At 70.5% G+C, this 22945-nt stretch carries 20 protein-coding genes; 9 read left to right on the forward strand and 11 right to left on the reverse strand.

Going from position 1 to position 22945, the window contains the following annotated elements; all coding sequences use genetic code 11:
* Nucleotides 1-57 precede the first annotated feature (57 nt).
* Nucleotides 58-1590, forward strand: coding sequence for a CoA-acylating methylmalonate-semialdehyde dehydrogenase (locus tag ACPXB1_RS21760; RefSeq protein ID WP_425735723.1), 1533 nt, complete (start codon nt 58-60; stop codon nt 1588-1590).
* Between the two features lie 29 nt (nt 1591-1619).
* Here the strand turns inward: ACPXB1_RS21760 and ACPXB1_RS21765 are convergent, their stop codons facing one another.
* The 3 genes from ACPXB1_RS21765 to ACPXB1_RS21775 all read right to left on the reverse strand — a co-directional run bounded on the left by ACPXB1_RS21765 (nt 1620) and on the right by ACPXB1_RS21775 (nt 4429).
* Entirely contained in the window at nt 1620-2039 is a 420-nt protein-coding gene (locus tag ACPXB1_RS21765) for an Asp23/Gls24 family envelope stress response protein (RefSeq protein WP_355593800.1), read from the reverse strand.
* A 127-nt stretch (nt 2040-2166) separates the two neighbouring features.
* The gene (gene meaB / locus ACPXB1_RS21770) at nt 2167-3174 is read right to left on the reverse strand and encodes a methylmalonyl Co-A mutase-associated GTPase MeaB (RefSeq protein ID WP_355593798.1); all 1008 of its coding nucleotides are present in this window, start codon (nt 3172-3174) and stop codon (nt 2167-2169) included.
* A 55-nt stretch (nt 3175-3229) separates the two neighbouring features.
* Nucleotides 3230-4429 carry an acetyl-CoA C-acetyltransferase gene (locus ACPXB1_RS21775; protein ID WP_355593796.1) on the reverse strand — a complete coding sequence of 400 codons (1200 nt, stop codon included), beginning with the start codon at nt 4427-4429 and terminating at the stop codon, nt 3230-3232.
* Nucleotides 4430-4491: 62 nt separating this feature from the next.
* On the opposite strand from ACPXB1_RS21775, the gene mce reads away from it, so the two are divergent.
* The 5 genes from mce to ACPXB1_RS21800 all read left to right on the forward strand — a co-directional run bounded on the left by mce (nt 4492) and on the right by ACPXB1_RS21800 (nt 12461).
* On the forward strand, nt 4492-4971 hold the full coding sequence (mce, locus tag ACPXB1_RS21780; protein WP_355593794.1) for a methylmalonyl-CoA epimerase: 480 nt from the start codon (nt 4492-4494) through the stop codon (nt 4969-4971).
* Between the two features lie 409 nt (nt 4972-5380).
* Entirely contained in the window at nt 5381-6736 is a 1356-nt protein-coding gene (gene ccrA, locus ACPXB1_RS21785) for a crotonyl-CoA carboxylase/reductase (RefSeq protein ID WP_355594004.1), read from the forward strand.
* 324 nt (nt 6737-7060) lie between these two features.
* On the forward strand, nt 7061-8323 hold the full coding sequence (locus ACPXB1_RS21790; RefSeq protein WP_053653121.1) for a cell division protein DivIVA: 1263 nt from the start codon (nt 7061-7063) through the stop codon (nt 8321-8323).
* Between the two features lie 177 nt (nt 8324-8500).
* Complete coding sequence (locus ACPXB1_RS21795) at nt 8501-10666, forward strand: hypothetical protein (protein ID WP_355593792.1); 2166 nt, start codon at nt 8501-8503, stop codon at nt 10664-10666.
* A gap of 706 nt (nt 10667-11372) precedes the next feature.
* A complete protein-coding gene (locus tag ACPXB1_RS21800; protein WP_355629930.1) occupies nt 11373-12461 on the forward strand; it encodes an AI-2E family transporter in 1089 nt (362 codons plus the stop codon).
* Nucleotides 12462-12471: 10 nt separating this feature from the next.
* On the opposite strand, the gene ACPXB1_RS21805 is transcribed toward ACPXB1_RS21800, so the two are convergent.
* From ACPXB1_RS21805 to ACPXB1_RS21835, 7 genes are all read right to left on the reverse strand, one after another.
* The gene (locus ACPXB1_RS21805; RefSeq protein ID WP_355629908.1) at nt 12472-13281 is read right to left on the reverse strand and encodes an alpha/beta hydrolase; all 810 of its coding nucleotides are present in this window, start codon (nt 13279-13281) and stop codon (nt 12472-12474) included.
* A gap of 99 nt (nt 13282-13380) precedes the next feature.
* The gene (locus ACPXB1_RS21810) at nt 13381-13704 is read right to left on the reverse strand and encodes a hypothetical protein (RefSeq protein ID WP_355629911.1); all 324 of its coding nucleotides are present in this window, start codon (nt 13702-13704) and stop codon (nt 13381-13383) included.
* A gap of 46 nt (nt 13705-13750) precedes the next feature.
* Nucleotides 13751-14806, reverse strand: a complete 1056-nt coding sequence (locus tag ACPXB1_RS21815; RefSeq protein WP_355629912.1) for a hypothetical protein — start codon at nt 14804-14806, stop codon at nt 13751-13753.
* Nucleotides 14803-15297, reverse strand: a complete 495-nt coding sequence (locus ACPXB1_RS21820) for a SigE family RNA polymerase sigma factor (RefSeq protein WP_355629915.1) — start codon at nt 15295-15297, stop codon at nt 14803-14805. The genes ACPXB1_RS21815 and ACPXB1_RS21820 overlap by 4 nt, the downstream gene beginning before the upstream one ends.
* A gap of 39 nt (nt 15298-15336) precedes the next feature.
* Nucleotides 15337-17127 (reverse strand): 3-hydroxyacyl-CoA dehydrogenase family protein, encoded by a 1791-nt coding sequence (locus ACPXB1_RS21825; protein WP_355629918.1) that lies wholly within the window; start codon nt 17125-17127, stop codon nt 15337-15339.
* Nucleotides 17128-17293: 166 nt separating this feature from the next.
* Nucleotides 17294-18382: an alpha/beta fold hydrolase gene (locus ACPXB1_RS21830; RefSeq protein ID WP_425735724.1), complete on the reverse strand. Its 1089-nt coding sequence runs from the start codon at nt 18380-18382 to the stop codon at nt 17294-17296.
* 90 nt (nt 18383-18472) lie between these two features.
* Nucleotides 18473-18889, reverse strand: coding sequence for an FHA domain-containing protein (locus ACPXB1_RS21835; RefSeq protein ID WP_355629924.1), 417 nt, complete (start codon nt 18887-18889; stop codon nt 18473-18475).
* Nucleotides 18890-19142: 253 nt separating this feature from the next.
* On the opposite strand from ACPXB1_RS21835, the gene ACPXB1_RS21840 reads away from it, so the two are divergent.
* Together ACPXB1_RS21840 and ACPXB1_RS21845 are read left to right on the forward strand one after the other, a co-directional pair.
* Nucleotides 19143-20639, forward strand: a complete 1497-nt coding sequence (locus ACPXB1_RS21840; RefSeq protein WP_355629927.1) for an aldehyde dehydrogenase family protein — start codon at nt 19143-19145, stop codon at nt 20637-20639.
* A 79-nt stretch (nt 20640-20718) separates the two neighbouring features.
* Entirely contained in the window at nt 20719-21372 is a 654-nt protein-coding gene (locus ACPXB1_RS21845) for a class I SAM-dependent methyltransferase (protein ID WP_355593785.1), read from the forward strand.
* A gap of 4 nt (nt 21373-21376) precedes the next feature.
* Here ACPXB1_RS21845 and nucS read toward each other — a convergent pair whose 3' ends face one another.
* Nucleotides 21377-22036, reverse strand: a complete 660-nt coding sequence (gene nucS, locus ACPXB1_RS21850; protein WP_355593783.1) for an endonuclease NucS — start codon at nt 22034-22036, stop codon at nt 21377-21379.
* 71 nt (nt 22037-22107) lie between these two features.
* On the opposite strand from nucS, the gene ACPXB1_RS21855 reads away from it, so the two are divergent.
* Nucleotides 22108-22725 carry a DUF4126 domain-containing protein gene (locus ACPXB1_RS21855; protein ID WP_053658689.1) on the forward strand — a complete coding sequence of 206 codons (618 nt, stop codon included), beginning with the start codon at nt 22108-22110 and terminating at the stop codon, nt 22723-22725.
* The last annotated feature ends 220 nt before the right edge of the window (nt 22726-22945 follow it).

The raw sequence follows: 22945 nt of genomic DNA on the forward strand, positions 1-22945 counted from the left end.
AGCGAGAGCGACACAGTGCCCATTGCCCTGCTGCGGGGGAGCGCAGATGATCCGGGCATGACCCAGACAGAACCCGAGACCGTCCCGACTCCTGCCCCGCTGGAGCGGGTGACCCACTGGATCGGTGGCCAGCGGGTCGCCGGCGTCGCCGAGCGGACGGCGCCGGTGTACGACCCGGCGCTGGGCACCGTCCGCGCGGAGGTCCCGTTGGCCTCCGTCGAGGAGGTGGACCGCGCCGTCGCCGCCGCCGCGACCGCGTTCGCGTCGTGGCGGACGTCCTCGCTGACCAAGCGCTCCCAGGTGCTGTTCGCGTTCCGGGAGCTGGTGAACCAGCACAAGCACGAACTGGCCGAGCTCATCACGGCCGAGCACGGCAAGGTCCTCTCCGATGCCCTCGGCGAGGTCTCCCGCGGCCTGGAGGTCGTCGAGTTCGCCTGCGGGATCCCGCACCTCCTCAAGGGAGGCCACTCCGAGGGCGTCTCCACGAACGTGGATGTCTACTCCATCCGCCAGCCCCTCGGCGTCTGCGCCATCATCTCGCCCTTCAACTTCCCGGTGATGGTTCCGATGTGGTTCATGCCCATCGCCATCGCGGCGGGCAACACAGTCGTCCTCAAGCCCAGCGAGAAGGACCCTTCCGCGTCTCTGCTCATCGCCCGCCTGTGGGAGCGGGCAGGCCTGCCCGCCGGCGTGTTCAACGTCGTCCACGGCGACAAGGTGGCCGTCGACCGGCTGCTGGAGCACCCCGAGGTCAAAGCGGTGTCGTTCGTCGGCTCCACCCCGATCGCCCGGTACGTGTACGAGACCGGCGCCCGCAACGGCAAGCGCGTCCAAGCCCTCGGCGGGGCGAAGAACCACATGGTGGTGCTGCCGGACGCCGACCTCGACCTCGCAGCGGACGCGGCGGTCAACGCGGGGTTCGGTTCCGCCGGAGAGCGGTGCATGGCCATCTCGGTCCTTGTGGTCGTCGAGCCCGTCGCCGACGAGTTGGTGACGCGGATCCGCGAGCGCATCGCCACGTTGAAGGTCGGTGACGGCCGGCGCTCCTGCGACATGGGGCCGCTGGTCACCAGGGAACACCGCGACCGCGTCGCGTCGTACCTCGATGCCGGCGTCGACGCTGGCGCCGAACTGGTGGTGGACGGTCGCGGCGTGCGGGCCGACGGCGACGAGGCCGGGTTCTGGCTCGGGCCGAGCCTGTTGGACCGGGTCTCCCTTGAGATGAGCGTCTACACCGACGAGATCTTCGGGCCGGTGCTGTCAGTCGTACGCGTGGGCAGCTACGCCGAGGCGCTCGCACTGGTCAACGCCAACCCCTACGGCAACGGGACCGCCATCTTCACGAACGACGGCGGCGCGGCACGGAGGTACCAGAACGAGGTCGAGGTCGGCATGGTCGGCATCAACGTCCCGATCCCGGTGCCGATGGCGTACTACTCGTTCGGCGGCTGGAAGGACAGCCTGTTCGGCGACTCCCACGCCCACGGCACCGAGGGGGTGCACTTCTTCACCCGCGGCAAGGTCATCACGTCCCGTTGGCTTGACCCCAGCCACGGCGGGATCAACCTCGGCTTCCCCGAGAACGACTGAGCATCGGTCCACCGGCGGGTACCGGCACCTCAGGCTCCGGCTGCCGCTCCCGGCTTGTTCAGCTCGATGTCGTCCACAGTGACGTTGACCTCGGTGACTGTCAGGCCGTACTTCTCCACTGCCTCGATCACCGCGGCCCGCACCGCCTCGGTCACGTCGGTCACGACGTGACCGGAGTCGATCACCAGGACCACGTTGACGACCGCCGAGCTGCCCTTCACGTCGGCCGAGACACCGCGGCGAGCGTCGCCCACCTCGTCGAGGCCGACCTTGTCCAGGATGGTGTTGAAGAAGCGGGCCACGTCACCACCGAGGTCGGCGACACCGGGCACCGAACGGGCTGCGGCTCCGGCGATCTTCTCCACGACCTCGTCGGAAACCGACGTGACGCCCCGGGCAGCGCCCGTTGCGGCCGGAACTCCACCGGCGTTCTCCACCGCGTCCGTCATGATCGCTTCTCCCCTGGTCCCGACGCATTGTGGACCGACCGGTTCGCCAGCCCGCTGCGTGGCAGCCGCACTTCCGGCCACGCGCCGCGAGCCTACTAAAGTCGGAGCGACGGTCGTCTCTGGGCGGTCAGCGAGCGAGTTGGGCGAGCAACTCGTCCGCCGCCGCGTACGGATCGAGGCTGCCCTCGGCCACCTGGGCGGCGAGCGTCGGCAGCTGCGTACCGTCGCGCAGGGAACCGATCCGCGCGCGGAGGACGCCGAGCGCGATGGCCTCGATCTCGGCGGCGGCCCGCGCCTCCTGCCGGCGGCGCAGCTCGCCGTGCTCGACAAGCCAGCCGCGGTGCTTGTCGATGGCGGCGGCGATGTCGTCGATGCCCTCGGCCCGGGCTGCGATCGCGCGGACGACCTGCGGCCGCCACTGCCCCGGTCCACGTTCACCGAGGGCGATCATGCCCTGGATGTCGCGGACTGTGGCGTCGACGCCGTCCCGGTCTGCCTTGTTGACGACGAAGACGTCGGCGATCTCCAGGATGCCGGCCTTGACCGCCTGGATGGCGTCACCCATGCCCGGCGCCAGCAGCACGAGCGTGGTGTCGGCAAGCGAGGCGACCTCCACCTCGGCCTGTCCGACGCCGACGGTCTCGACGAGCACCACGTCGCAGCCCGCGCCCTCAAGCACCCGGACCGCCTGCGGCGTCGCCGCCGACAGCCCACCGAGGTGCCCACGGCTGGACATCGACCGGATGTAGACGCCCGGATCGGTGGCGTGGTCCTGCATGCGTACGCGGTCGCCGAGGATCGCCCCGCCGGTGAACGGGCTGGACGGGTCGACAGCAAGCACGCCGACCCGGTGGCCGCGTGCCCGCAGCGCGCGGACCAGCTCGTTGGTGGTGGTCGACTTGCCCACCCCCGGGGAGCCCGTCAAACCGACAACCTGGGCCTGCCCGGCGTACGGCGTGAGCGCGGCGGCGATCTCCGGCAGCAGCGCGTCGCCGTTCTCCACCAGGGTGATCAGCCGGGCCACAGCGCGGGGGTCACCCGTGCGGGCCCGCTCGACAAGCTGCGGTACGTCCCGGCTGCGGCGCACCGACGTGGTGACCGCCGCCGCCGGCACGTTGTCGACCGATTCGCTCACTGTGCCATCTTCGTCGACTGCCGCGGGACCCGCGAAGCGGGCTTCCTCGTCGGGCTCACTTGTCGGCCGCTGCGTTTCCCGGCACGTGGATGATCAGCGCGTCGCCCTGGCCGCCGCCACCGCAGAGCGCCGCCGCGCCGGTGCCGCCACCGCGCCGCTTCAGCTCCAGCGCGAGGGTGAGGACGAGCCGCGCGCCGGACATGCCGATCGGGTGGCCCAGCGCGATAGCGCCGCCGTTGACGTTGACCTTGTCCGCGCTGATGCCGAGGTCACGGCTGGACTGGATACCTACCTGCGCGAACGCCTCGTTGATCTCGATGAGGTCCAGGTCGTCCACGCTCAGCCCGCCCTTCTTCAGGGCGTGGTTGATCGCGTTGGACGGCTGGGAGTGCAGGGAGTTGTCCGGACCGGCCACGTTGCCGTGCGCGCCGATCTCGGCCAGCCAGGTCAGCCCCAGCTCGCTGGCCTTTGCCTTGCTCATGACGACCACTGCCGCCGCGCCGTCGGAGATCGGCGAGGAGCTGCCTGCGGTGATGGTGCCGTCCTTGGTGAACGCGGGACGCAGCTTGGCCAGCGACTCGGCGGTGGTGTCCGGGCGGATGCCCTCGTCGTCGCTGATCACCAGCGGGTCACCCTTACGCTGCGGGATCACCACCGGGGTGATCTCCTCGGCGAAGTGGCCGTTCTTCTGCGCGGCGGCGGCCCGCTGGTGGCTGGCGGCGGCGAAGGCGTCCTGCTCCTCGCGGGAGATGCCGTGCTTCGTGCCGAGCCGCTCGGTCGACTCGCCCATCGAGCAGCAGTCCCAGGCGTCGCTGAGCCCGTCGTGGGCCATGTGGTCCTTGATCACCACGTCGCCGTACTTGTAGCCGGAGCGCTGGCCCAGCAGCAGGTGCGGGGCGTTCGTCATCGACTCCATGCCGCCGGCCACCACGATGTCGAACTCGCCGGCCCGGATGAGCTGGTCGGCGAGGGCGATCGCGTCCAGGCCGGAGAGGCAGACCTTGTTGATCGTCAGCGCCGGCACCGACATCGGTACGCCCGCCTCGACCGCCGCCTGCCGCGCCGGGATCTGACCGGCGCCGGCCTGGAGCACCTGCCCCATGATCACGTACTGGACCTGGTCCGGGCTGACACCGGCCCGCTCCAGGGCCGCCTTGATCGCGATCCCGCCGAGCTTCGTGGCCGGGAGGTCCTTGAGGTTGCCGAGCAGCCGCCCCATGGGGGTGCGCGCGCCGCTGACGATCACCGAAGCCATGCCTGCCTCCGAGGGGGGTGCCGAGCTGTACGCCTGAACGATGGTTCGGTCAGACTAGCGCCATGGCAGAGAACTCCCCCGTCGAGCCCGGTGCGGACTACGTCACAGACATCGGGCTTCGCAAGATCGACCACGTCGGCATCGCCGTGCACGACCTCGACGCCGCGATCGACTTCTACGAGCGGACGTTCGGGATGCGGTGCGTGCACACCGAGACGAACACCGAGCAGGGCGTCCGAGAGGCGATGCTGGCCGTCGGACCGACGACCGACGGCGGCTGCGTGCAGCTGCTCGCCCCGCTCAGCCCCGAGTCGACGATCGCCAAGTTCCTCGACCGCAGCGGGCCGGGCGTGCAGCAGGTCGCGTACACGGTTGTCGACATCGACGCGGCCTGTGCGGCGCTGCGCGCCCGGGGGATGCGGCTGCTCTACGACGCCCCGCGGCGAGGCACTGCGGACTCCCGGATCAACTTCGTGCACCCCAAGGACGCGGGCGGCGTACTCGTCGAACTCGTCGAACCCGCAGCCACCACCACCCACTAACGCCTGGCCCGGCCCGGCCCGGCCCGGCCTCGCCTCGCCTCGCAAGATCGCAAGATCGCACTACATCACTGATGTAGTTGCCTCCGGGGCCGCGCAGGCCACTACATCACTGATGTAGTGGCCTGCGCCCGCGTGCGCCCCTACCCCTCGCGTCGGGCCCGCACCCCAGGTCCAGGCCCTCGCGAGCACGTCGGTGCGCGGTTCGCGGGATCGTCGGACACCTTCACGCATCGGCCGATGCAGTTTTTCACAGAAGGCTTCCCGCCCTAGCTACCGTTCAGTAACGTCCCGGCCCACAGGAGCGCGAAGGGTGCCGGATGTGTCGAATGACGACATGGCGGTCGTGCCCACCGGCGCCGACGATGGCAGCACCCGGGCCCGTGCGGGTGCGGACGAACCGGAGGTCACCGTGCAGGACATCCTCGAAGCGATCATGGCAGCGGAGGAATCAAACGATCCGGACCGCGAGCTCGCCGGCGTTGCCGGTCTGCCCGTGCCGGAGAGCTACCGGGGCGTGGTCGTCCGCGCCGAGGAAGCCCGGATGTTCGAGGGCATGGCCACCCGGGACAAGGACCCTCGCAAGGCACTGCACGTGCAGGAGGTGCCGACGCCGGAACTCGGGCCGGGCGAGGCGCTGATCGCGGTGATGGCCAGCGCGATCAACTACAACACGGTGTGGACGAGCATCTTCGAGCCGCTGCCCACCTTCAAGTTCCTCCAGCGCTACGGCCGGATCTCCGAGTTGACCCGCCGGCACGACCTCCCGTACCACGTGGTCGGCTCGGACGCGGCCGGCGTGGTGCTGCGCACCGGGCCCGGCGTGACCCGCTGGGCGGCCGGCGACGAGGTCGTCGCGCACTGCCTCTCGGTCGAGCTGGAGGACGCGGCCGGGCACGACGACACGATGCTCGATCCGCAGCAGCGGATCTGGGGCTTCGAGACCAACTTCGGTGGGCTGGCCGAAATGGCCGTGGTCAAGGCCAACCAGCTGATGCCGAAGCCGCGTCACCTGAGCTGGGAAGAGGCGGCCAGCCCCGGTCTGGTCAACTCCACCGCGTACCGGCAGCTCGTCTCGCACCACGGCGCCAACATGAAGCAGGGCGACGTGGTCCTGATCTGGGGTGCCTCCGGCGGCCTCGGCGGGTACGCCACCCAGATGGCGCTCAACGGCGGCGCGATCCCGGTCTGCGTGGTCTCCTCCCCGGAGAAGGCCGAGCTGTGCCGGAAGATGGGCGCCGAGCTGGTCATCGACCGCACCGCCGAGGGGTTCCGGTTCTGGAAGGACGAGCAGACCCAGGACCAGGACGAGTGGCGCCGCTTCGGTGAGCGCATCCGCGAGCTGACCGGCGGCGAGGACCCGGACATCGTCTTCGAGCACCCGGGCCGGGAGACGTTCGGCGCCAGCGTCTACGTCGCCAAGAAGGGCGGCACGATCGTCACCTGCGCCTCCACGAGCGGCTACAACCACCAGTACGACAACCGCTACCTGTGGATGCACCTCAAGCGGATCGTCGGCAGCCACTTCGCCAACTACCACGAGGCGTGGCAGGCCAACCGCCTCGTCGCGCTCGGCAAGGTGCACCCGACGGTGTCCCGCACCTACCCGCTGGAGCAGACCGGCCAGGCGGCGTACGAGGTGCATCGCAACGCCCACCAGGGCAAGGTCGGCGTGCGCTGCCTCGCACCCGCCGACGGGCTCGGCGTCCGCGACGGGGAAATGCGCGCCCGGCACGAGGAGGCGATCAACCGGTTCCGGGGGCAGTGAGGGGCGACCCCGCGACGGGACGCCGACCGGGCCACCGGTCGAGTCGCCGGCCGGATGGACGAGGACCGGATGACCAATGCGGTGATCGGCCATTGTTCTTCCGCCCCCATTAGCGGGATGCCGTTCCGCATCGAACAAAGGGCCACCGGGCGTACCGGTGGCCCTTTTTCTCCTCACGCTGCGTGGCGTCCGTCCCGCCCGGGACCTGCCAAGATCGCCCATTGGTCCGACCTCGCCGAGCAGGTGAGTTGACCATGTAAAGAGGACACGAAAGCTCCGCACCGCTCTTGCGAAGCACCCTGGGGCGTCTGCCAGTATGTCCCAATGCCCCAGCAGCAGTCCTCCCCTCTCGCGTTCTTCGATAACGCGAACTCGCAGCCAGATTTCACCGTTGGCCTGCGCGGATACAACACTCACCAGGTCGATGACTTCATCGGCCGGATGACGGCCGCGCTGACCCAGTCCGAGCAGGCCCGCGCCGAGGCCGAGCAGCGGATGAACGACGCCCAGCGTCGCCTCCGCCAGGCCGAGCAGCGCATGAGTGCCCTTGAGCAGAAGCTCACGGACACGAACAAGCAGCTCGAAGAGAACAGCCGGCCCACGCTGTCGGGCCTCGGCACCCGTGTCGAGCAGATCCTGCGGCTCGCCGAGGAGCAGGCCAACGACCACCGCAACGAGGCCAAGCGCGAGTCGGAGGGCATCCTCTCCGCCGCACGCCTCGAGGCCCGCGAGATCACGGACAAGGCCCGCGCCGAGGCCGCCGCGATGAAGGCCAGCGCCGAGCGCGAGGCCGGAAACCTGCGCACCGCCGCCGAGCGCGAGGCCGCCGAGGTACGGGTGCAGGCCCGCCGTGAGGCCGACACGCTGCGCGCCGACGCGGACCGCGAGACCAAGCAGCTGCGTACGGTCACCGCGCACGAGGTGGCCGAGCTGAAGTCGACTGTCGAGCGCGAGGTTGCCACCCTCCGGGCCACCGCCGAGCGGGAGATCACCCAGCAGCGGGCCAAGGCCGCCCGCGAGGCCGAGGAGAAGCGCGCCGAGGCCACCAAGCTGCTCACCGACGCGCGGGACAAGCGCGACAAGGACCTCCAAGCCCTGGAGCTTCAGCTGGCCGAGCGGCGCGAGAAGGCCGAGCGCGAGGAGTCCGAGCGGCACGCCGCGCAGGTCGCGCAGACCCAGAAGCTGGTGAGCGAGGCCGAGCAGCGCGCCCGGGCCGCGCAGGAGCGCGCCAAGGAGATCGAGCAGCGCGCCGAGGCCCGCCGGGTCGAGTCGGAGCGCCACGCCAACGAGACGATCGACAAGGCCAAGGCGCACTCCGAGAAGACGCTCAACGAGGCCAAGGCCGAGTCGCAGCGCCTGCTCACCGAGGCCCGCACCGAGGCCGAGCTGACCACCCAGGCCGCCCGCCGCGAGGTCGAGGACCTCACCCGGCAGAAGGACGCCGTCACCTCGCAGCTCGGTCAGATGCTCTCCGGGCTCGCCGGCATCGTTCCCGGCGTACCGGCGGCTGCCGCTCCGGCGGCCAAGCCGGAGGCGAAGAAGGCCGATGGCGGTCAGGAGCGGGTGACTGCGGAGACCGCTGGCTGACGCGAGGCGTCAGGGCGGGGCATCGACGGCGCGAGGTGACACCGGGTAACCGGTGTGACCTCGCGCCGTGTGCGTTTCCCACCCAATGGCATCGCGGGCTCTCCGCCAAGTGAAGTAGGTCCCACAAGGGGCGTCCGTATCGCCCCAGCAGGGTCCGATGCGTGTGAGGATGGGGGCATGTCGCACGGCGAGGAACTGTTCGCTCTCGGCGGGGACGTGACCACGGAGCCTAGCTTCGAGTCCGCTCTGCGGGGGTACGAGAAGAAACAGGTCGACCGGTACGTCGCGCGTGCCGAGCACGAGATCGCGACCCTCGCCGCCGAACGGGAACAGGCCTATACACAGATCCACAAGCTGGCCGGCCAGGTCGAGGTGCTCCAGCGGGATCTGACGCAGGTGCGCAAGCAGATGAACGTGGTGGACCGCGCCTCGTTCCGCCACTTGGGCCCGCGCGTCGAGTCGATCCTCACGCTCGCCGAGGAGCAGGCCGAGCAGATCCTGTCGGCGGCGAACGAGGAGATCGAGGGCCGTCGCGCCGCCGCCGAGCACATCATCGAGGAGGCCCGCGAGCAGGCCGCGCGGGCACTGAAGGACTTCGAGATCGCGCTCGCCGCCCGCCGCCAGGAGGAGGAACGGCACAGCGCCGCTCGACGCGCTGAAGCGGACGAGACCCTGCGGTCGGCCCGCGACGAGTCGGCGAAGCTGCGCAAGGCGGCTCAGGACGAGCTCGCCAAGGCCCAGCAGGAGGCCACCCAACTCCGGGACACCGCCAAGGAGATCCATACCCGCGCCCAGCAGGAGGCCACCAAGCTGCGGGAGGCCGCCCGCGAGGCTCTGGCCACCGCGCGGCAGGAGGCCAGCGACCTGCGGGAGGCGGCCAAGGAGGTGCACGCCAAGGCCCAGCAGGAGGCCAAGCGGCTCACCGACACCGCGACCGAGGCCGGCCGGGCGACCCACGCGAAGGCACAGCAGGAGGCCAAGCAGATCATCGACGACGCGTCGATGGCGGGCCGGGCCACTCGAGCCAAAGCCCAGCAGGAGGCGGAACGCCTGACCACGCAGGCGTCGGAGTCGGCCAAGCGCAGCCGGGCCGAGACCGAGGCGTACGTGCAGCGGATGCGCACCGAGACCGAGACGTACGTGCAGCAGGCGCGGGCGCAGACCCAGCAGGAGTTGGGCGCGTGGCGGGCCGGCGTGGAGCAGGAGGTCAACTCCCGGCGGGAGGCGGCCGACCGCGAGCTTGCCCAGCGCCGCTCCACCGCCGAGCAGGAGTTCGCCAAGCGCCGCGACGAGCTGGACAAGCAGCACAAGTCCCGCCAGCAGGAGCTGGAGACCGCGTTCACCGGCCGCCAGCAGGAGCTGGAGACGACGTGGACCACGCGCAGCGAGGAGCTGGAAGCCGAGCACTCGGCCCGTAAGAACGAGCTGGAGACCGAGTACACCAGCCGCAAGAACGAGATCGAGCAGGGCGCCGCCGCGATCCGCCTGGCCGCCGAGCAGGACGCCGCAGCGATGCGCGAGCGGGCCGAGACGGAGGCCGCCGAGCTGCTCAGCCGGGCCGAGTCCGAGGCGGGCGACAAGCGCCGCAAGGCCGACGAGCACGTCGCGGCTTCCCGCCGCCAGTTCGAGGAGTACGCCGCCACCACGCAGCAGCACCTGGCCACCACGCAGCAGCACCTGGCGGCGACACAGCAGGAGGCTGCCGCAGGCCGGCAACAGCTCGCCCAGGTCATGTTGGAGATCGCCCAGGCTCAGCAGCAACTCGCCGACCTGCGGCAGGAAACCTGGAAGGCCCGCCAGGAATCCGACGAGCTCGAACGACAGATGGCCGAGCTGCGGTTGCAAAGCGCCACAGGCCCGACCGCGCCGACCACCGCCAACGGCTCGGCTGTAGCCGCCGCGGTGAACGGCGACAGGCCGGCTGCGCCCACCACGGTGAACGGTGACGGGTCGCCTGTGCCCACCACGGTGAACGGTGACGCCGACGCGACCACCGGTCCTAAGGCCGAACCCGCCGACGCCAAGCAACCGGTGGGCGCTTCAGCGGACGCGGACGGGCAGTCGACGACCCGACCGGTCGGGCAGCCAGTGGTTACCACGCCTGATGGGTCCGGGCAGTCGACGACCCGACCAGTCGCCGAGCCGGTGACCACGGTCGACGGCGCTGCGGCCAGCGCGGGCGTGGACGGCGAGCCGACAGTGGCCGCAGTGCCCGGCGAAGGTGGCCGAGGCACCAAGCCGACCAAGATCACCAGCACCGGTGAGAACGGCAAGCGGCCCAGCAAGCCGACCACCGACGAGCGCAGCGCCAAGCCGAGCAAGGTCAAGATCGAAAAGGACTAACGGCTACCGCCGCAGAACAGCGCGGCGCGGCGCGGCGGTGGGTTCGCCTCCGGACACGCGAGAGGCACCAGCAACTGCACGTCAACGAAAGGCAAGCAGACCCCCCGCCCCAGCGCCGATCATGGAGTTGTGGTGGCCAATTTAGGCATTTCCGCACCTTTCGCGGGGCACCACAACTACATGATCGACGGGACTCCTGGTTCCGACGCCCTTTGGGGATGGCACGGGCGGATGGGTGTCGGCTGGTTGGTTCTGTCCTGGTGCGCCTGATACCTGAGAGTCATCTTGATGACTCTCAGGTATCACGTATATCTGGGAACGTGCCGGTGCGGGCCCAAGCGACCGCACCATGAGGCTGACGCTGGTCGAGATGGGTGGGCACCTGGCGCACCACGTTTGACGACCTCGTGGCCGGTGGCGACGATGAAGTGTCACTCTGCTGACGCGCTGCCTCGCCGGTAGGCGACCGCCGCCCGTCGTCCCGCTGCTGATCCGGAGGTCCCTGGTGCCACAGCACGGCCAGCCCGCCGACGACCCGGCCGCCACGCCCGGTCCCCCGCCATCCAAGACACCACAGAGCGAGACGCCGCACAACCAGGCAGCCCACGACCAGGCAGCCCACGACCAGACGGCCCAGAATCAGACGGCCCGCGACCAGACGGCCCGCGACCAGACGGCGGGCACCGAGACGCCTCGCCGGGAGCCGGTGCCGGACCTTGAGCCGGAGGACCTGCCGGCTGCCCCGTCGGGCAGGTTCGGTACGCCTGGGCGTCCGCTGCGGCGCAGCAGCTTCCTGCTCGGCTTCACCGGTGCTTTGGGGGTGCTGCTGGCGTACACCCTTTATCTGGGGATTCGCAATGCCGGCGGCATCCTGGTGCTTGTGGTGATCGCGTTGTTCCTCGCGGTCGGTCTCAACCCGGCGGTGGTGCGACTGCGCCGCTGGGGTGCCCCGCACGGCCTGGCTGTCGCGGTCGTGGCGTTGACCGTGGTGCTGCTGCTCTGCGGCGGGGTCGTGGCGCTGGTCCCGCCGATCGTGACGCAGTCCGGGCAGTTCATCGAACAACTGCCCAGCTACGTCGAGGACCTGCGCCGCAATCCGACGGTGAATGACCTGGTGGTGCGGTACGACGTGATGGAGCGTGTGCAGAGCGCGGCCAACGCGGACACGATCGGCCGCGCGCTCGGCGGGGTCCTCGGCGGCGCACAATTGATCTTCGGTACGGCGTTCCGGACGCTTACCGTGCTGGTGCTGACCATCTACTTCCTTGTGCATTTCGACAGGCTGCGCTCGCTGGGCTACTCGCTGGTGCCCCGATCGCGGCGGGAGCGGGTGCAGCTGATCGGCGACGAGATCCTGGCCAAGGTCGGCGCCTACATGGTGGGCGCGCTGAGCATCGCCGTGCTGGCCGGCGTGACGACCTTCGTCTTCGCGTTGATCGTCGGGCTGCCGTACCCGTTCGCGCTGGCAGTGGTGGTCGCGGTGACCGACCTGATCCCCCAGATCGGCGCGACCCTGGGCGCCGTGATCGTGAGCCTCGTCGGGTTCGCCACCAGCCTGCCGGTGGGCATCGCCTGCGCTGTCTTCTTCCTCATCTACCAGCAGGTCGAGAACTACCTGGTCTACCCGAAGATCATGCGCCGCTCGGTGGAGGTCAACGAGGTGGCCGCCCTGCTGGCCGCGTTGCTCGGGGTGGCGCTGCTGGGCGTGGTGGGCGCGCTTATCGCCATCCCGACCGTGGCCGCGCTGCAACTGATCCTGCGCGAGGTGGTGCTCCCCCGCCAGGAGACCCGCTGACGCGTGCCTGTCAGTCGGCCTTGCCGGCAGCCGGCCCAGGTACGGGCGTGTCGGCGAAAGCCGCCACCGTCCGATCCGCGTACGCGCTGACGTCACCGGACTCCATCGGCCCGTCCCAGGTCGTCGGCAACGGCACCTCGACCGCCGGGTTGACGCGACGGACGATCTCGTCGAGCACCGTCTCCGCGTCGCCCACCCACAGGTGCTTCGCGCCCGGCACCCCTACGACCTCGGCCTGCGGCACCGCCGCGAACCGCTCCCGCGCCTCGGCCGGGCGCAGGTAGTCGTCGAACTCGGGCACCAACGCCACGAGCGGCCGTCCGGAGCTGGCCCAGGTGGCCAGGTCCTCAGGGGCCGAGAAGCGCAGCGGTGGGGAGAGCAGGATCGCGCCGACGATCGCCGGGTCGCAGCCGTACTTGAGGGCCAGGTCGGTGCCGAACGACCAGCCGACCAGCCAGATGTTGGGCAGCTCGGCGAACTCCGCGTACTCGATTGCGGCGGCCACGTCGAAGCGCTCGCCGACCGCCCCGTCGAACGCCCCCTCGCTGGTGCCGCGCACGCTGCTGGTGCCCCGGGTGTTGAACCGGAGCACTGCCACGTCGGCCAGCGCGGGCAGCCGCCACGCCGCCTTGCGGAACACGTGGCTGTCCATCATCCCGCCGTGGGTGGGCAGCGGGTGCAGGCAGACCAGGGTGGCCACCGCCGGCCGTTCGGCCGGTAGGGCCAGCTCACCGACCAGCCGCAGACCATCGGCGGTGTGCAGCTCGATGTCCTCCCGGCGGCCGGGCAGGATCGACGACGCGCGGATCGTTGTGCTCACCGCTCAAGTCTGTCGCGAAGTCGCCGCCACCGCCCGCCCAGACGCGAACAGCGTGATCCAGGTCGCTTCAGCAGCGCGGTACGCCTCGGCGCGGATCGCTCAGTAACGCGGGGTGCCCCGGCCGCGCTGCACCGCCGGGCCGCGCCGCTCCCGTGCCCGCCAGCAGCCGCTGTGCCAGTGCCGGCGGTCGGTCAGGTCACCCAGGCCGTCGGCAGGCCAGGCCACCAAGTGCGCCACCCCGGGCCGGATCTCCTGGTCACAACCGGGGCAGCGGTACGTCTTGACCGACGCGCCCGCGCCGATCCCACGGACCTGCCAGGCGCCGTCGGTCCACTGCTGCACGGAGGCGACGCCCTGCCGGACGCGCTCGTCGTCCAGTTTGGCGTTTTCGTCCCGGCGAGGGCGGTTGCGACGGGGGCTCACAGTCACCAAGCGTACGGTCCGTCGGGCGGGACGGCCCGACGGGCGGTCACCAGGTCTCGGGCCGGTCCAGGTGCTCGGCGACCCGCGTCCCGGCCAGCACGGTGGCCGCCTCCGCCTCGGTGAAGCGTTGCTCGGAGCTGAGGTTGGTGAACAGCTGAGCCCGGGGGATGTCGAGCAGCTCCAACCGCTCGCCTGCGGGGTCCATGCGGGCCGGCCTGCCGGCGATCGTCCGGTTCGCCGGAGCGCTGCTCATCGTGGTGGTGCCTGCGTACTGCAACTCGACCAACATTCCCATCTTCCGGTCGTAGTCCACGACGCGCAGCATCACCGCGTACGCCGCCGGGAAGGTGCCCACCACCATCCAGCAGCCGGTGAACTCGGCGCCGGCCGGCAGGTCGGTCAACCGCAGCGGACCGGTGCACCCGTACGCCTGATCAAGCCGCAGCGCCGCGGCCGCGACGTGCAGCGGGCCCTCGTCCGGGCCGGCCACGCTGGCTCCTGCGTACACGCCGGGTGCCGGCTGCCAGTAGCGCCGCCAGATCGGCACACCGTCCGGCCCGTCGGCGTGGACCACGGAGCCGTCGTAGGGGTTGCCGGTGGGGCCCTCCAACTTCGGCATGCCCCAGGCGCCCGGAAAGCGCAAGACATCGGCCGAGGTCAGCTCAATGGTGACCGTCCGTCCACCCACGTCGATCTTCGCGGTCTCCTTGCCGCCGCCCACGTCCCACTCCAGGAATCGAGGGCCACCCGGGGCAAGGCCGATGTGCAGCAGGGTCGGGTCCTTGCCGATCCGGTCGGGCCGGGCCGCCGCGCCGGGAGCGCCGTCGACCTGGGGCGGCACGAGCGGTACCGCGGCCTCGGTCAGGTCGCGCAGGCCGGGGGCGATCGCCGGACCACGGCCGGGCAGGTGGCCCACCGGGCCGGCGACCACACCGAGACCGAGCAGGGCCGCCACACCCAGGGCGGCACCAGCGGCGGCGCGCCGCCGGTGCACCCGGGACCGCCCGCGGACCATCGCGCCGGCCACCAGTCGATCCACGTCCACCGGACCCTCGGCGCGCTCCCGCAGCGTCAGGGCGATCCGCTCGTCGAGGTCGGTCACGGCCGGCTCCCGTTCGTCGTCGGGACGCCGCAGCGCTCCCGGAGGTTGGCGAGCGCCCGCATCGCGTGGGTGCGGACAGTGACCGGTGAGCAGCCCATGATCTGCGCGATCGTCAGGTCGTCGAGGTCCTCGTAGTAGCGCAGCACGAGCACCGCCCGCTGGCGGTCGGGCAGATCGAGGACCAGCCGCCACATCTCGTCCCGCTCGGCCGCCTCGCCGCCGAGATCGCCGCGCTGCGGTCGGTCGTCGATGCTGTCGACGACCAGCTCACGATTCGACCGGCGCCGCCACCAGGAGTTGTTGGCGTTGACAAGCATCCGCCGTACGTACACGTCGGGCCGGTCGGCACGGGCGATCCTGCGCCAGTGCACGTACGCCCGGGCCAGCACGTCCTGTGTGAGGTCCTCGGCCCGGTGCTCGTCACCTGTCAACAGCCGAGCAAGCCGGACGAGCGCCGGGCCGCGGCTGCCGACGTACTCCTCGAAGGTCACATCTTGCAGACGCCGTCGGCACCGTCCGGCGTTGACCGGTCAGCGGTGCGAGTGGTCGCGGAAGCCGCGGCGGGTCTTGCGGCCCAGGTAGCCGGCGGTGACCAGGTGCTCCAGCAGCGGCGCGGGCGCGAAGCCCGGCTCGCGCAGCTCCAGGTACAGCTCGCGCTGGATGGCGAGCGAGACGTCCAACCCGACCACGTCGAGCAGTTCGAACGGGCCCATCGGGTAGCCGCAGCCCAGTTTCATGGCGTGGTCGATGTCGTCGGCGGTGGAGTAGCTGGCTTCCAGCATCTTCACGGCGTCGTTCAGGTACGGGAAGAGCAGCGCGTTGACGATGAACCCGGACCGGTCGCCGCAGACAACGCCGGTCTTGCCCAGCGCGGCGCAGACCGCCCGGGCCGTGGCCGTGGCCTCCGGCGAGGTGCGGATGGTACGGATCACCTCGACCAGCGGCATCACCTGCGCCGGGTTGAAGAAGTGCAGGCCCACCACGTCGGCCGGCCGCTGGGTGGCCATCGCCACCTCGATCACCGGCAGCGAGGAGGTGGTGGTGGCCAGCACGACGCCCGGCTTGCAGATCTCGTCGAGGCTGGCGAAGAGCGCCTTCTTGACGCTCAGCTCCTCGATGACCGCCTCGACCACCAGGTCGACGTCGGCGAGGTGGTCGAGGGTTGCGGACCAGCTGATCCGGCCGAGGGCGGCGTCCCGGTCGGTCTCGGCGAGCTTGCCGCGCACCACGCCCTTGTTCAGCGAGGTCTTCACCGCCTCGCACACCTTCGCGGACTTCTCCGCGCCCCGGGTCACCGAGACGACCTCGTAGCCGGCCTTCGCGAAGACCTCGATGATGCCGGTGGCCATCGTTCCGGAACCGACAACGCCGACCTTCGCGATGGCGCGGGCCCCGTCGGCGAGCGCGGCCTCGGTGGCCGCCGGCGTCGCCTCGTCGGGTACGACCTTCGGCGAGCCCGGACGCTCGTAGGTGTAGAAACCCCGTCCGGACTTCCGGCCCAGCAGCCCTGCGGTCACCATCTGCTTGAGCAGCGGCACCGGGGCGTGCCGACGGTCCCGACCGCCGCGCCGGTACATGGTGTCCAGGATCTCGTACGCGGTGTCCAGGCCGATGAGGTCCATCAGCGCCAGCGGGCCCATCGGCAGGCCACAGCCGAGCTTCATGGCGGCGTCGATGTCCTCCCGGGTCGCGTAGTGCGACTCGAACATGCCTACCGCGTGGTTGAGGTAGCCGAACAGCAGCGCGTTGGCGATGAAGCCGGCCCGGTCGTTGATCGTCACGTCGACCTTGCCGAGTCGCGCGCACAGCGCCTCGACGTCGGCGACCACCTCGGGTGCGGTGACGACGGTGCGGACCACCTCGACGAGCTTCATGACCGGCGCCGGGTTGAAGAAGTGGATGCCGATGACCTGGTTGGGCCGGGTGGTGGCGACCGAGATCTCGGTGACGCTCAACGACGAGGTGTTCGTGGCGAGGATGGTGTCCGGCCGGCAGACCCGGTCCAGCTCCGCGAAGATCCGCTGCTTGAGGTCGAGGTGCTCGGGCACGGCCTCGATGACCAGGTCGACGGAGTGCAGCGCGTCCAGGCCGACGGCGAAGTGAACCCGCTCGTGCAGGGCGTCCCGGTCCGCGGCGGCGAGCTTGCCCTTGGCGACCGCGCGGTCGGTGGAGCCGGCGAGGGTGGCCCGGCCACGTTCCAGCGCCGACTCGGAGATCTCGACGGCGACCACGTCGATGCCGTTACGGGCGAAGACCTCGACGATGCCGGCACCCATGGTGCCCAGCCCCACCACACCCACGGTGTTGAACTCGCGCGCCACGACCGGCCTCCCCAGACACTCCGCACAACCGCTGAACGGTCGCTAAGTTATGCGCGCGAGTCTGCCACGTGACGCTCGGTTGTCGAGACGCCGTGGCATATTTCACCCACACCGCCACCGGCCGCCGCTGCCGACGGGCACCACGTCAGCGGCCGAAGCGCCGGGCTCAGGCGGCCGGCACCGTGGTCAGGGCCAGCAACTCGGCGACGAACTCCGCCGGCCGCTCCAGGTGCGGGCTGTGCCCGCACTCGGGAAGCACCACCTCGCGGTACGCGCCACCGGCCGCCGCGTACCGCTCCAGCACCGCCCGGGTCTGCCCGACCATCGGTTGCGGTGGGCACGTCTCCTCGCCGGGCCAGCCGGGTACGACACCAAGCGAACCCAGGTACGCCAGGTCGAACAACGAGGTGTCCGAGACGATCACGTCGGCGTCACCGCGTACCCAGGTGATCGGAGGCTTCTCGGCGACGGCCACCAGCTCGTCGGCGAGCCGGAACCAGGTCGGCGCGAGCGCGTTGAGCACCCCACGCTCCCCCGGTGCGGTGCCCGGCCAGTTCTCCGACGGCACCGCCGTTCCGGGGTAGTTGTCGTCACCGGTCGCCGTGGAGAGCACGCTGTCCAGCAGCAACTCCTCGTCGGTGCCGAGCGACTCCGGGTCGGCCACGTAGGCCGCCCGCAGCACGGCGCGCGGGCTCGCCTGCGTGTCTGCGCCGCGATCGCCGGCTGCGAGTCGCGCGACGAAGTCCCCGTTGGCTGTGCCGGCACCGGTCCCGGCGAAGTCGGGCGTGGCCGGTGTGCCGTCCAGGTCACGAGTGCCACCGAACCCGTACGGGGAGACGGGCGCTGCCAGCAGCAGCGCGCCCACACGATGCGGGTGGTCGACGAGGAGCCGCATCGCCACACCGCCGCCGAGGGAGTGCCCGACCACAACCGGACGCCCGGTACCGCTGCCGCTGCCGCTGCCGCTGCCGCTGCCGAAGAGCGTCGGGTCGTCGAGCAGGGCTGCCACGTCGTCGGCGAAGTCCCGCAGTCCTCGGGTGGCGTTCACCGGGGCGGTCTCGGAGTCGCCGTATCCGCGCAGGTCGGGAGCGACCACCCGCAGCGTCGGCGGCAGCCGCCGCAACAGCGGCTCCCAGAACAGCGAGGACGAGCAGTTGCCGTGGATCAGCAGCACCGGGATGCCGTCCGGCGGGCCTGCCACGCGTACCGCCTGGTTTATGCCGTTTGCCGTCACGGTCCGCAGCTCGGTCTCCATCCGCGGGATGGTGCCACGCCGCTTTCCGTCGGTCCAGGTGTGCGGTGGCCATTCCGGGCGCGTCCCCTGTGTGGGCCCGCCGCAGTCAGCTCAGCGGCGTGTGGTGGGAGGCGTGGCCAGCGGCAGCGGCAGTGTCGGCCGGACGTCTCGTCGAAGTGGGCCGAAGCTGAGCCCGACCGGGTCCGTGTGCGCCACTCCCGGGTCGAACAGCCGCAGCTCGGTACGCCCGAGCCGGATGACGTCGCCGTCGGAGAGGCGTTCCACGTCGGTGATCCGGCGGTCGTTGAGCCAGGTGCCGTTGGTGGAGCCCAGATCCCGCAGGGACGGGCCCTCCGGGGCCAGCCACACCTCCGCGTGACAGCGGCTCAGGTGCGGGTCGTTGACCACCAGCTGGCCGGTCGACGCCCGGCCGATCACCAGCGGCTCAGCCCGCAACCGGAAGCTCGCTCCACGCATCGGCCCAGCCGCGACTGTCAACAGCGGCAGCAGTTCCGGATGTTCGTCCATGGACAGTCATCCCCTCCCCCGTATCATCACTCCGCGCGTCAGCTTGCCATCAGACGGTAATCGTCAATACCGACCGGCCGGTCAGCTCCTCGCCACCTCCTGGACACCTGCTGTTCGACGGTTCGGGCGGGCGGACGCGACACGACCCTTCTGACCTGCACTGATCAACGAGCAGGTCAGCGGGTACGACCCTCGTCCGAGTCAGCGAGATCACGACCTACCAGTGAGTAATCTTCGGGTCTAGACTTCGGCCATGACGGCTGTGGGTGTCCTGGGTCTCCCGATCATCGAAGCGGGTCAACTGGTTTCCACCAGCCCGGCCACCGGCGTCGAGGCGGGCCGCCTCCCGATCGCCACAGCCTCCGACGTACTGCAGGCCGTCGATCGCGCCCGCGCGGCCAGCGAGTGGTGGGCCGGCCTGGGCTTCCCCGGCCGCCGCCAGCGGCTGCTGCGCTGGCGCGCGTTGCTCGCCCAACGGATCGAGCAGCTCGCCGAGCTGGTGCACGTCGAGGGCGGCAAGCCGGTCGCCGACGCCATCGTCGAAATCGTCACCGCCATCGAGCACATCGACTGGGCCGCCCGCAACGCCGGCCGGGTGCTCGGCCCGCGCCGGGTGCGGTCGCGGCTCATCCTCGCCGAGTTCTCCGGCCACCTCGAATACCAGCCGTACGGCGTGGTCGGCGTCATCGGGCCGTGGAACTATCCGGTCTTCACCCCCGTCGGCTCCGCCGCGTACGCCCTGGCCGCCGGCAACACGGTGGTGCTGAAGCCGAGCGAATACACGCCGGCCGTCGGCCAGTGGCTCGTGGACAGCTTCACCGAGGTCGTCGGCGAGCAGCCGGTCTTCACCGCAGTGCACGGGCTTGGCGACACGGGCGCGGCGCTGTGCCGCTCCGGCGTCGACAAGATCGCCTTCACCGGCTCCACTGCCACCGCCCGGAAGGTGATGGCCGCCTGCGCCGAGTCGTTGACCCCGGTACTGATCGAGGGCGGCGGCAAGGACGCCATGATCGTCGACAGCGACGCCAACCTGGACGCCGCCGCCGAGGCGTGCGTCTGGGGCGGCATGACGAACGCCGGCCAGACCTGCATCGGCATCGAACGCGTCTACGCCGTCGACCAGATCTTCGACGCCTTCGTCGACAAGGTGGTCGCCAAGGCCGGCCGGCTGACCGTCGGGCCGGAGGGCACCGACATCGGCCCGATCACCATGCCCAGCCAGATCGACGTCATCCGTCGACACATCGAGGCGGCGGTCAACTCCGGTGGGCGTGCCGTGCTGGGCGGCCCGAGCGCCGTGCAACCCCCGTACGTGCATCCGACGGTGCTTGTCGACGTACCGGAAGATTCGGCCGCAGTCCGCGAGGAAACCTTCGGCCCGACCCTGACCATCAACCGGGTCCGCGACGCCGACGAGGCCGTCGCCCGGACCAACGCCCTGTCGTACGGCCTGGGTGGTTCGGTTTTCGGCAGGCGGCGGGCGGTGACCATCGCGCGGCGGTTGCGCTCGGGGATGGCCTCGGTCAACTCCACGCTTACCTTCGCCGGGATGTCCACCCTGCCGTTCGGCGGTGTCGGCGACTCCGGCTTCGGGCGGATCCACGGCGAGGACGGGTTGCGCGAATTCGGCCGCACCAAGGCCATCACCCGCCGCCGGGCCCGATCGCTGCTGCCGTCGATGACCTTCGAACGGACCCCCGCCGACGTAGCCCGTCTCGTCAAGGCCATCAAGGTGATGTACGGCAGATGAGTGTCGGATAACCGATCTCCAGCGAGATCGGCGTATCCACATGTTTGTACGCCGTCGCTACGGCGGTACATTGCGTTAAATGGGCCACAATCGATTGCGCTACCGCCTTGTCGACAGCGACCGGTCGTGGAGCGCCCGGCAGAGGCGACGTCGTTCGGACTGGCTGGTGCGCACATTTCCCGATATCGGGGATATGCACGTCGTCGACCTCGGCGGCCGGCTCGGCACCTGGCAACGCGCCACCGTCCGGCCGGCCCGCGTGACTGTGGTCAACCTGGAGCAGCCGCCCGCCGTCGTCCCCGAGTGGGCCCACGTCGAACAGGCCGACGCCTGCGACCTGCCGGAGCACGTCACCGGCGGCACATACGACCTGGTGTTCTCCAACTCGGTGCTGGAACACCTCGGAGGGCACGAACGCCGGCTGCGATTCGCGGCTGCCGCCCGCTCACTGGCCGACCGGCACTGGGTGCAGACGCCCTACCGGTACTTCCCCATCGAGCCGCACTGGATCGCGCCCGGAATGCAGTTCCTACCGGTACGGCTGCGCACCGCGCTCGCCCAACGCTGGCCGCTCGGCCACAAGCAGACCCCCAGCCACGAAGCCGCCATCCACCAGGTGCTCTGGACCGAACTGCTGGACCGATCGCAGATGCGCCACTACTTTCCCGACTCGCGGCTGCTGGTCGAGCGGGTGGCCGGGCTGCCGAAATCCCTTATCGCCGTACGCGATTGAGCCCTCAGAAAAGCGTCAGCTCGTCCTTCTCGATGCCCCGCAGCTTGTCGTAGTCAACGACCACGCAGCGAATGCCGCGATCGGCGGCGAGCACCCGGGCCTGCGGCTTGATCTCCTGAGCGGCGAAGACCCCAGCCACCGGGCTGAGCAACGGATCACGGTTCATCAGTTCGAGGTAGCGGGTGAGCTGCTCCACCCCGTCGATCTCACCGCGCCGCTTGATCTCCACCGCGACCGCGCCGGAGTTGGCGTCCCGGCACAGCAGGTCGACCGGCCCGATCGCCGTCATGTACTCACGGCGCACCAGCGTGTACCCCTCGCCCAGCACGCCCGGGTTCGCCGCCAACAACTCCTGAAGGTGCGCCTCCACCCCGTCCTTACGCAGGCCAGGGTCCACACCCAGCTCGTACGAGGTGTCCTGGAAGACCTCCTCCAGGGTGATCCGCAGCTCCTCGCCGGCCTTGTTGACCACCCGCCACACGCCGGGAGCCTCCTCCAACCGGCACGGCGGGCTCATCCAGTTCAACGGCTTGTACGCCCGGTCGTCGGCGTGGATGGACACCGACCCGTCCGCCTTCACCATCAGCAACCGGGTGGCCAGCGGCAGGTGAGCCGAGAGCCGTCCGACGTAATCCACCGAGCACTTCGCAATGACCAACCGCACCCGACGAGGGTAGCCGAGCATCCGGCGACCGCCACCGAGCGGCACTGGCGCGTCGATGCCATGCTGAGATCGTGTTCGAAGTCCTCACCGGCACCGGCCTCGCCGCCTCGGCGGGGCTGAACGCCTACATCCCCCTGCTCGCCCTCGGCCTACTCTCCCGCTACAGCAACCTGATCGACCTACCCAGCGGCTGGACCTGGCTCGGCAACGGCTGGGTCATCGTCATCCTGGCCGTACTGCTCGCCGTCGAGATGGTGGCCGACAAGGTGCCGGTGGTCGACCACATCAACGACGTGGTGCAGACAGTGGTCCGACCGACCGCCGGCGGGTTGGCGTTCGGCGCCGGATCGTCGTCGGAGACGGTCACCGTCAGCGACCCGGGAAGCTTCTTCTCGTCGCACCAATGGGTGCCGGTGGCAGTGGGCGTCGTCCTCGCCTTCGGCGTACACCTGCTCAAATCCGCGGCGCGACCTGTCGTCAACGCCACCACCGGAGGGTTCGGCGCGCCCGTCGCCAGCACCGCCGAGGACGCCACAAGCGTCGTCGTCTCCCTCGTCGCGATCCTCCTGCCGGTGCTGGTGCTCGCCTTCCTGGTCGGCCTGTTGGCCTTCTTGTACTGGTTCCTACGCCGGCGCTCCGACCGGCGCCGAGAACGCGAGGCAGCCCGCGCGGCCGGCTTCCGCGTCTGACGACCCCTGACGCGGGGCCTCCGTGCCTCTGCCCGGCGCCCGATGTGCTGGCCTCGCGCTCGGCGCCTGGGGCCGGGCCTCGGTCGTAGGTTGAAACGCCGATGGCCGGCACCCCGTGTTGGGGGGTGCCGGCCATCAGTCAGTGCGGGTGGGTCAGCTGTTCCAGTGCTGGGCGACGAGGTCGGCGGCCTGCTGCTCCCACTGGGCGTAGGCGTCCGGG

The sequence above is a fragment of the Micromonospora sp. DT68 genome, from assembly GCF_049847245.1.
Lineage (GTDB): Bacteria > Actinomycetota > Actinomycetes > Mycobacteriales > Micromonosporaceae > Micromonospora > Micromonospora profundi.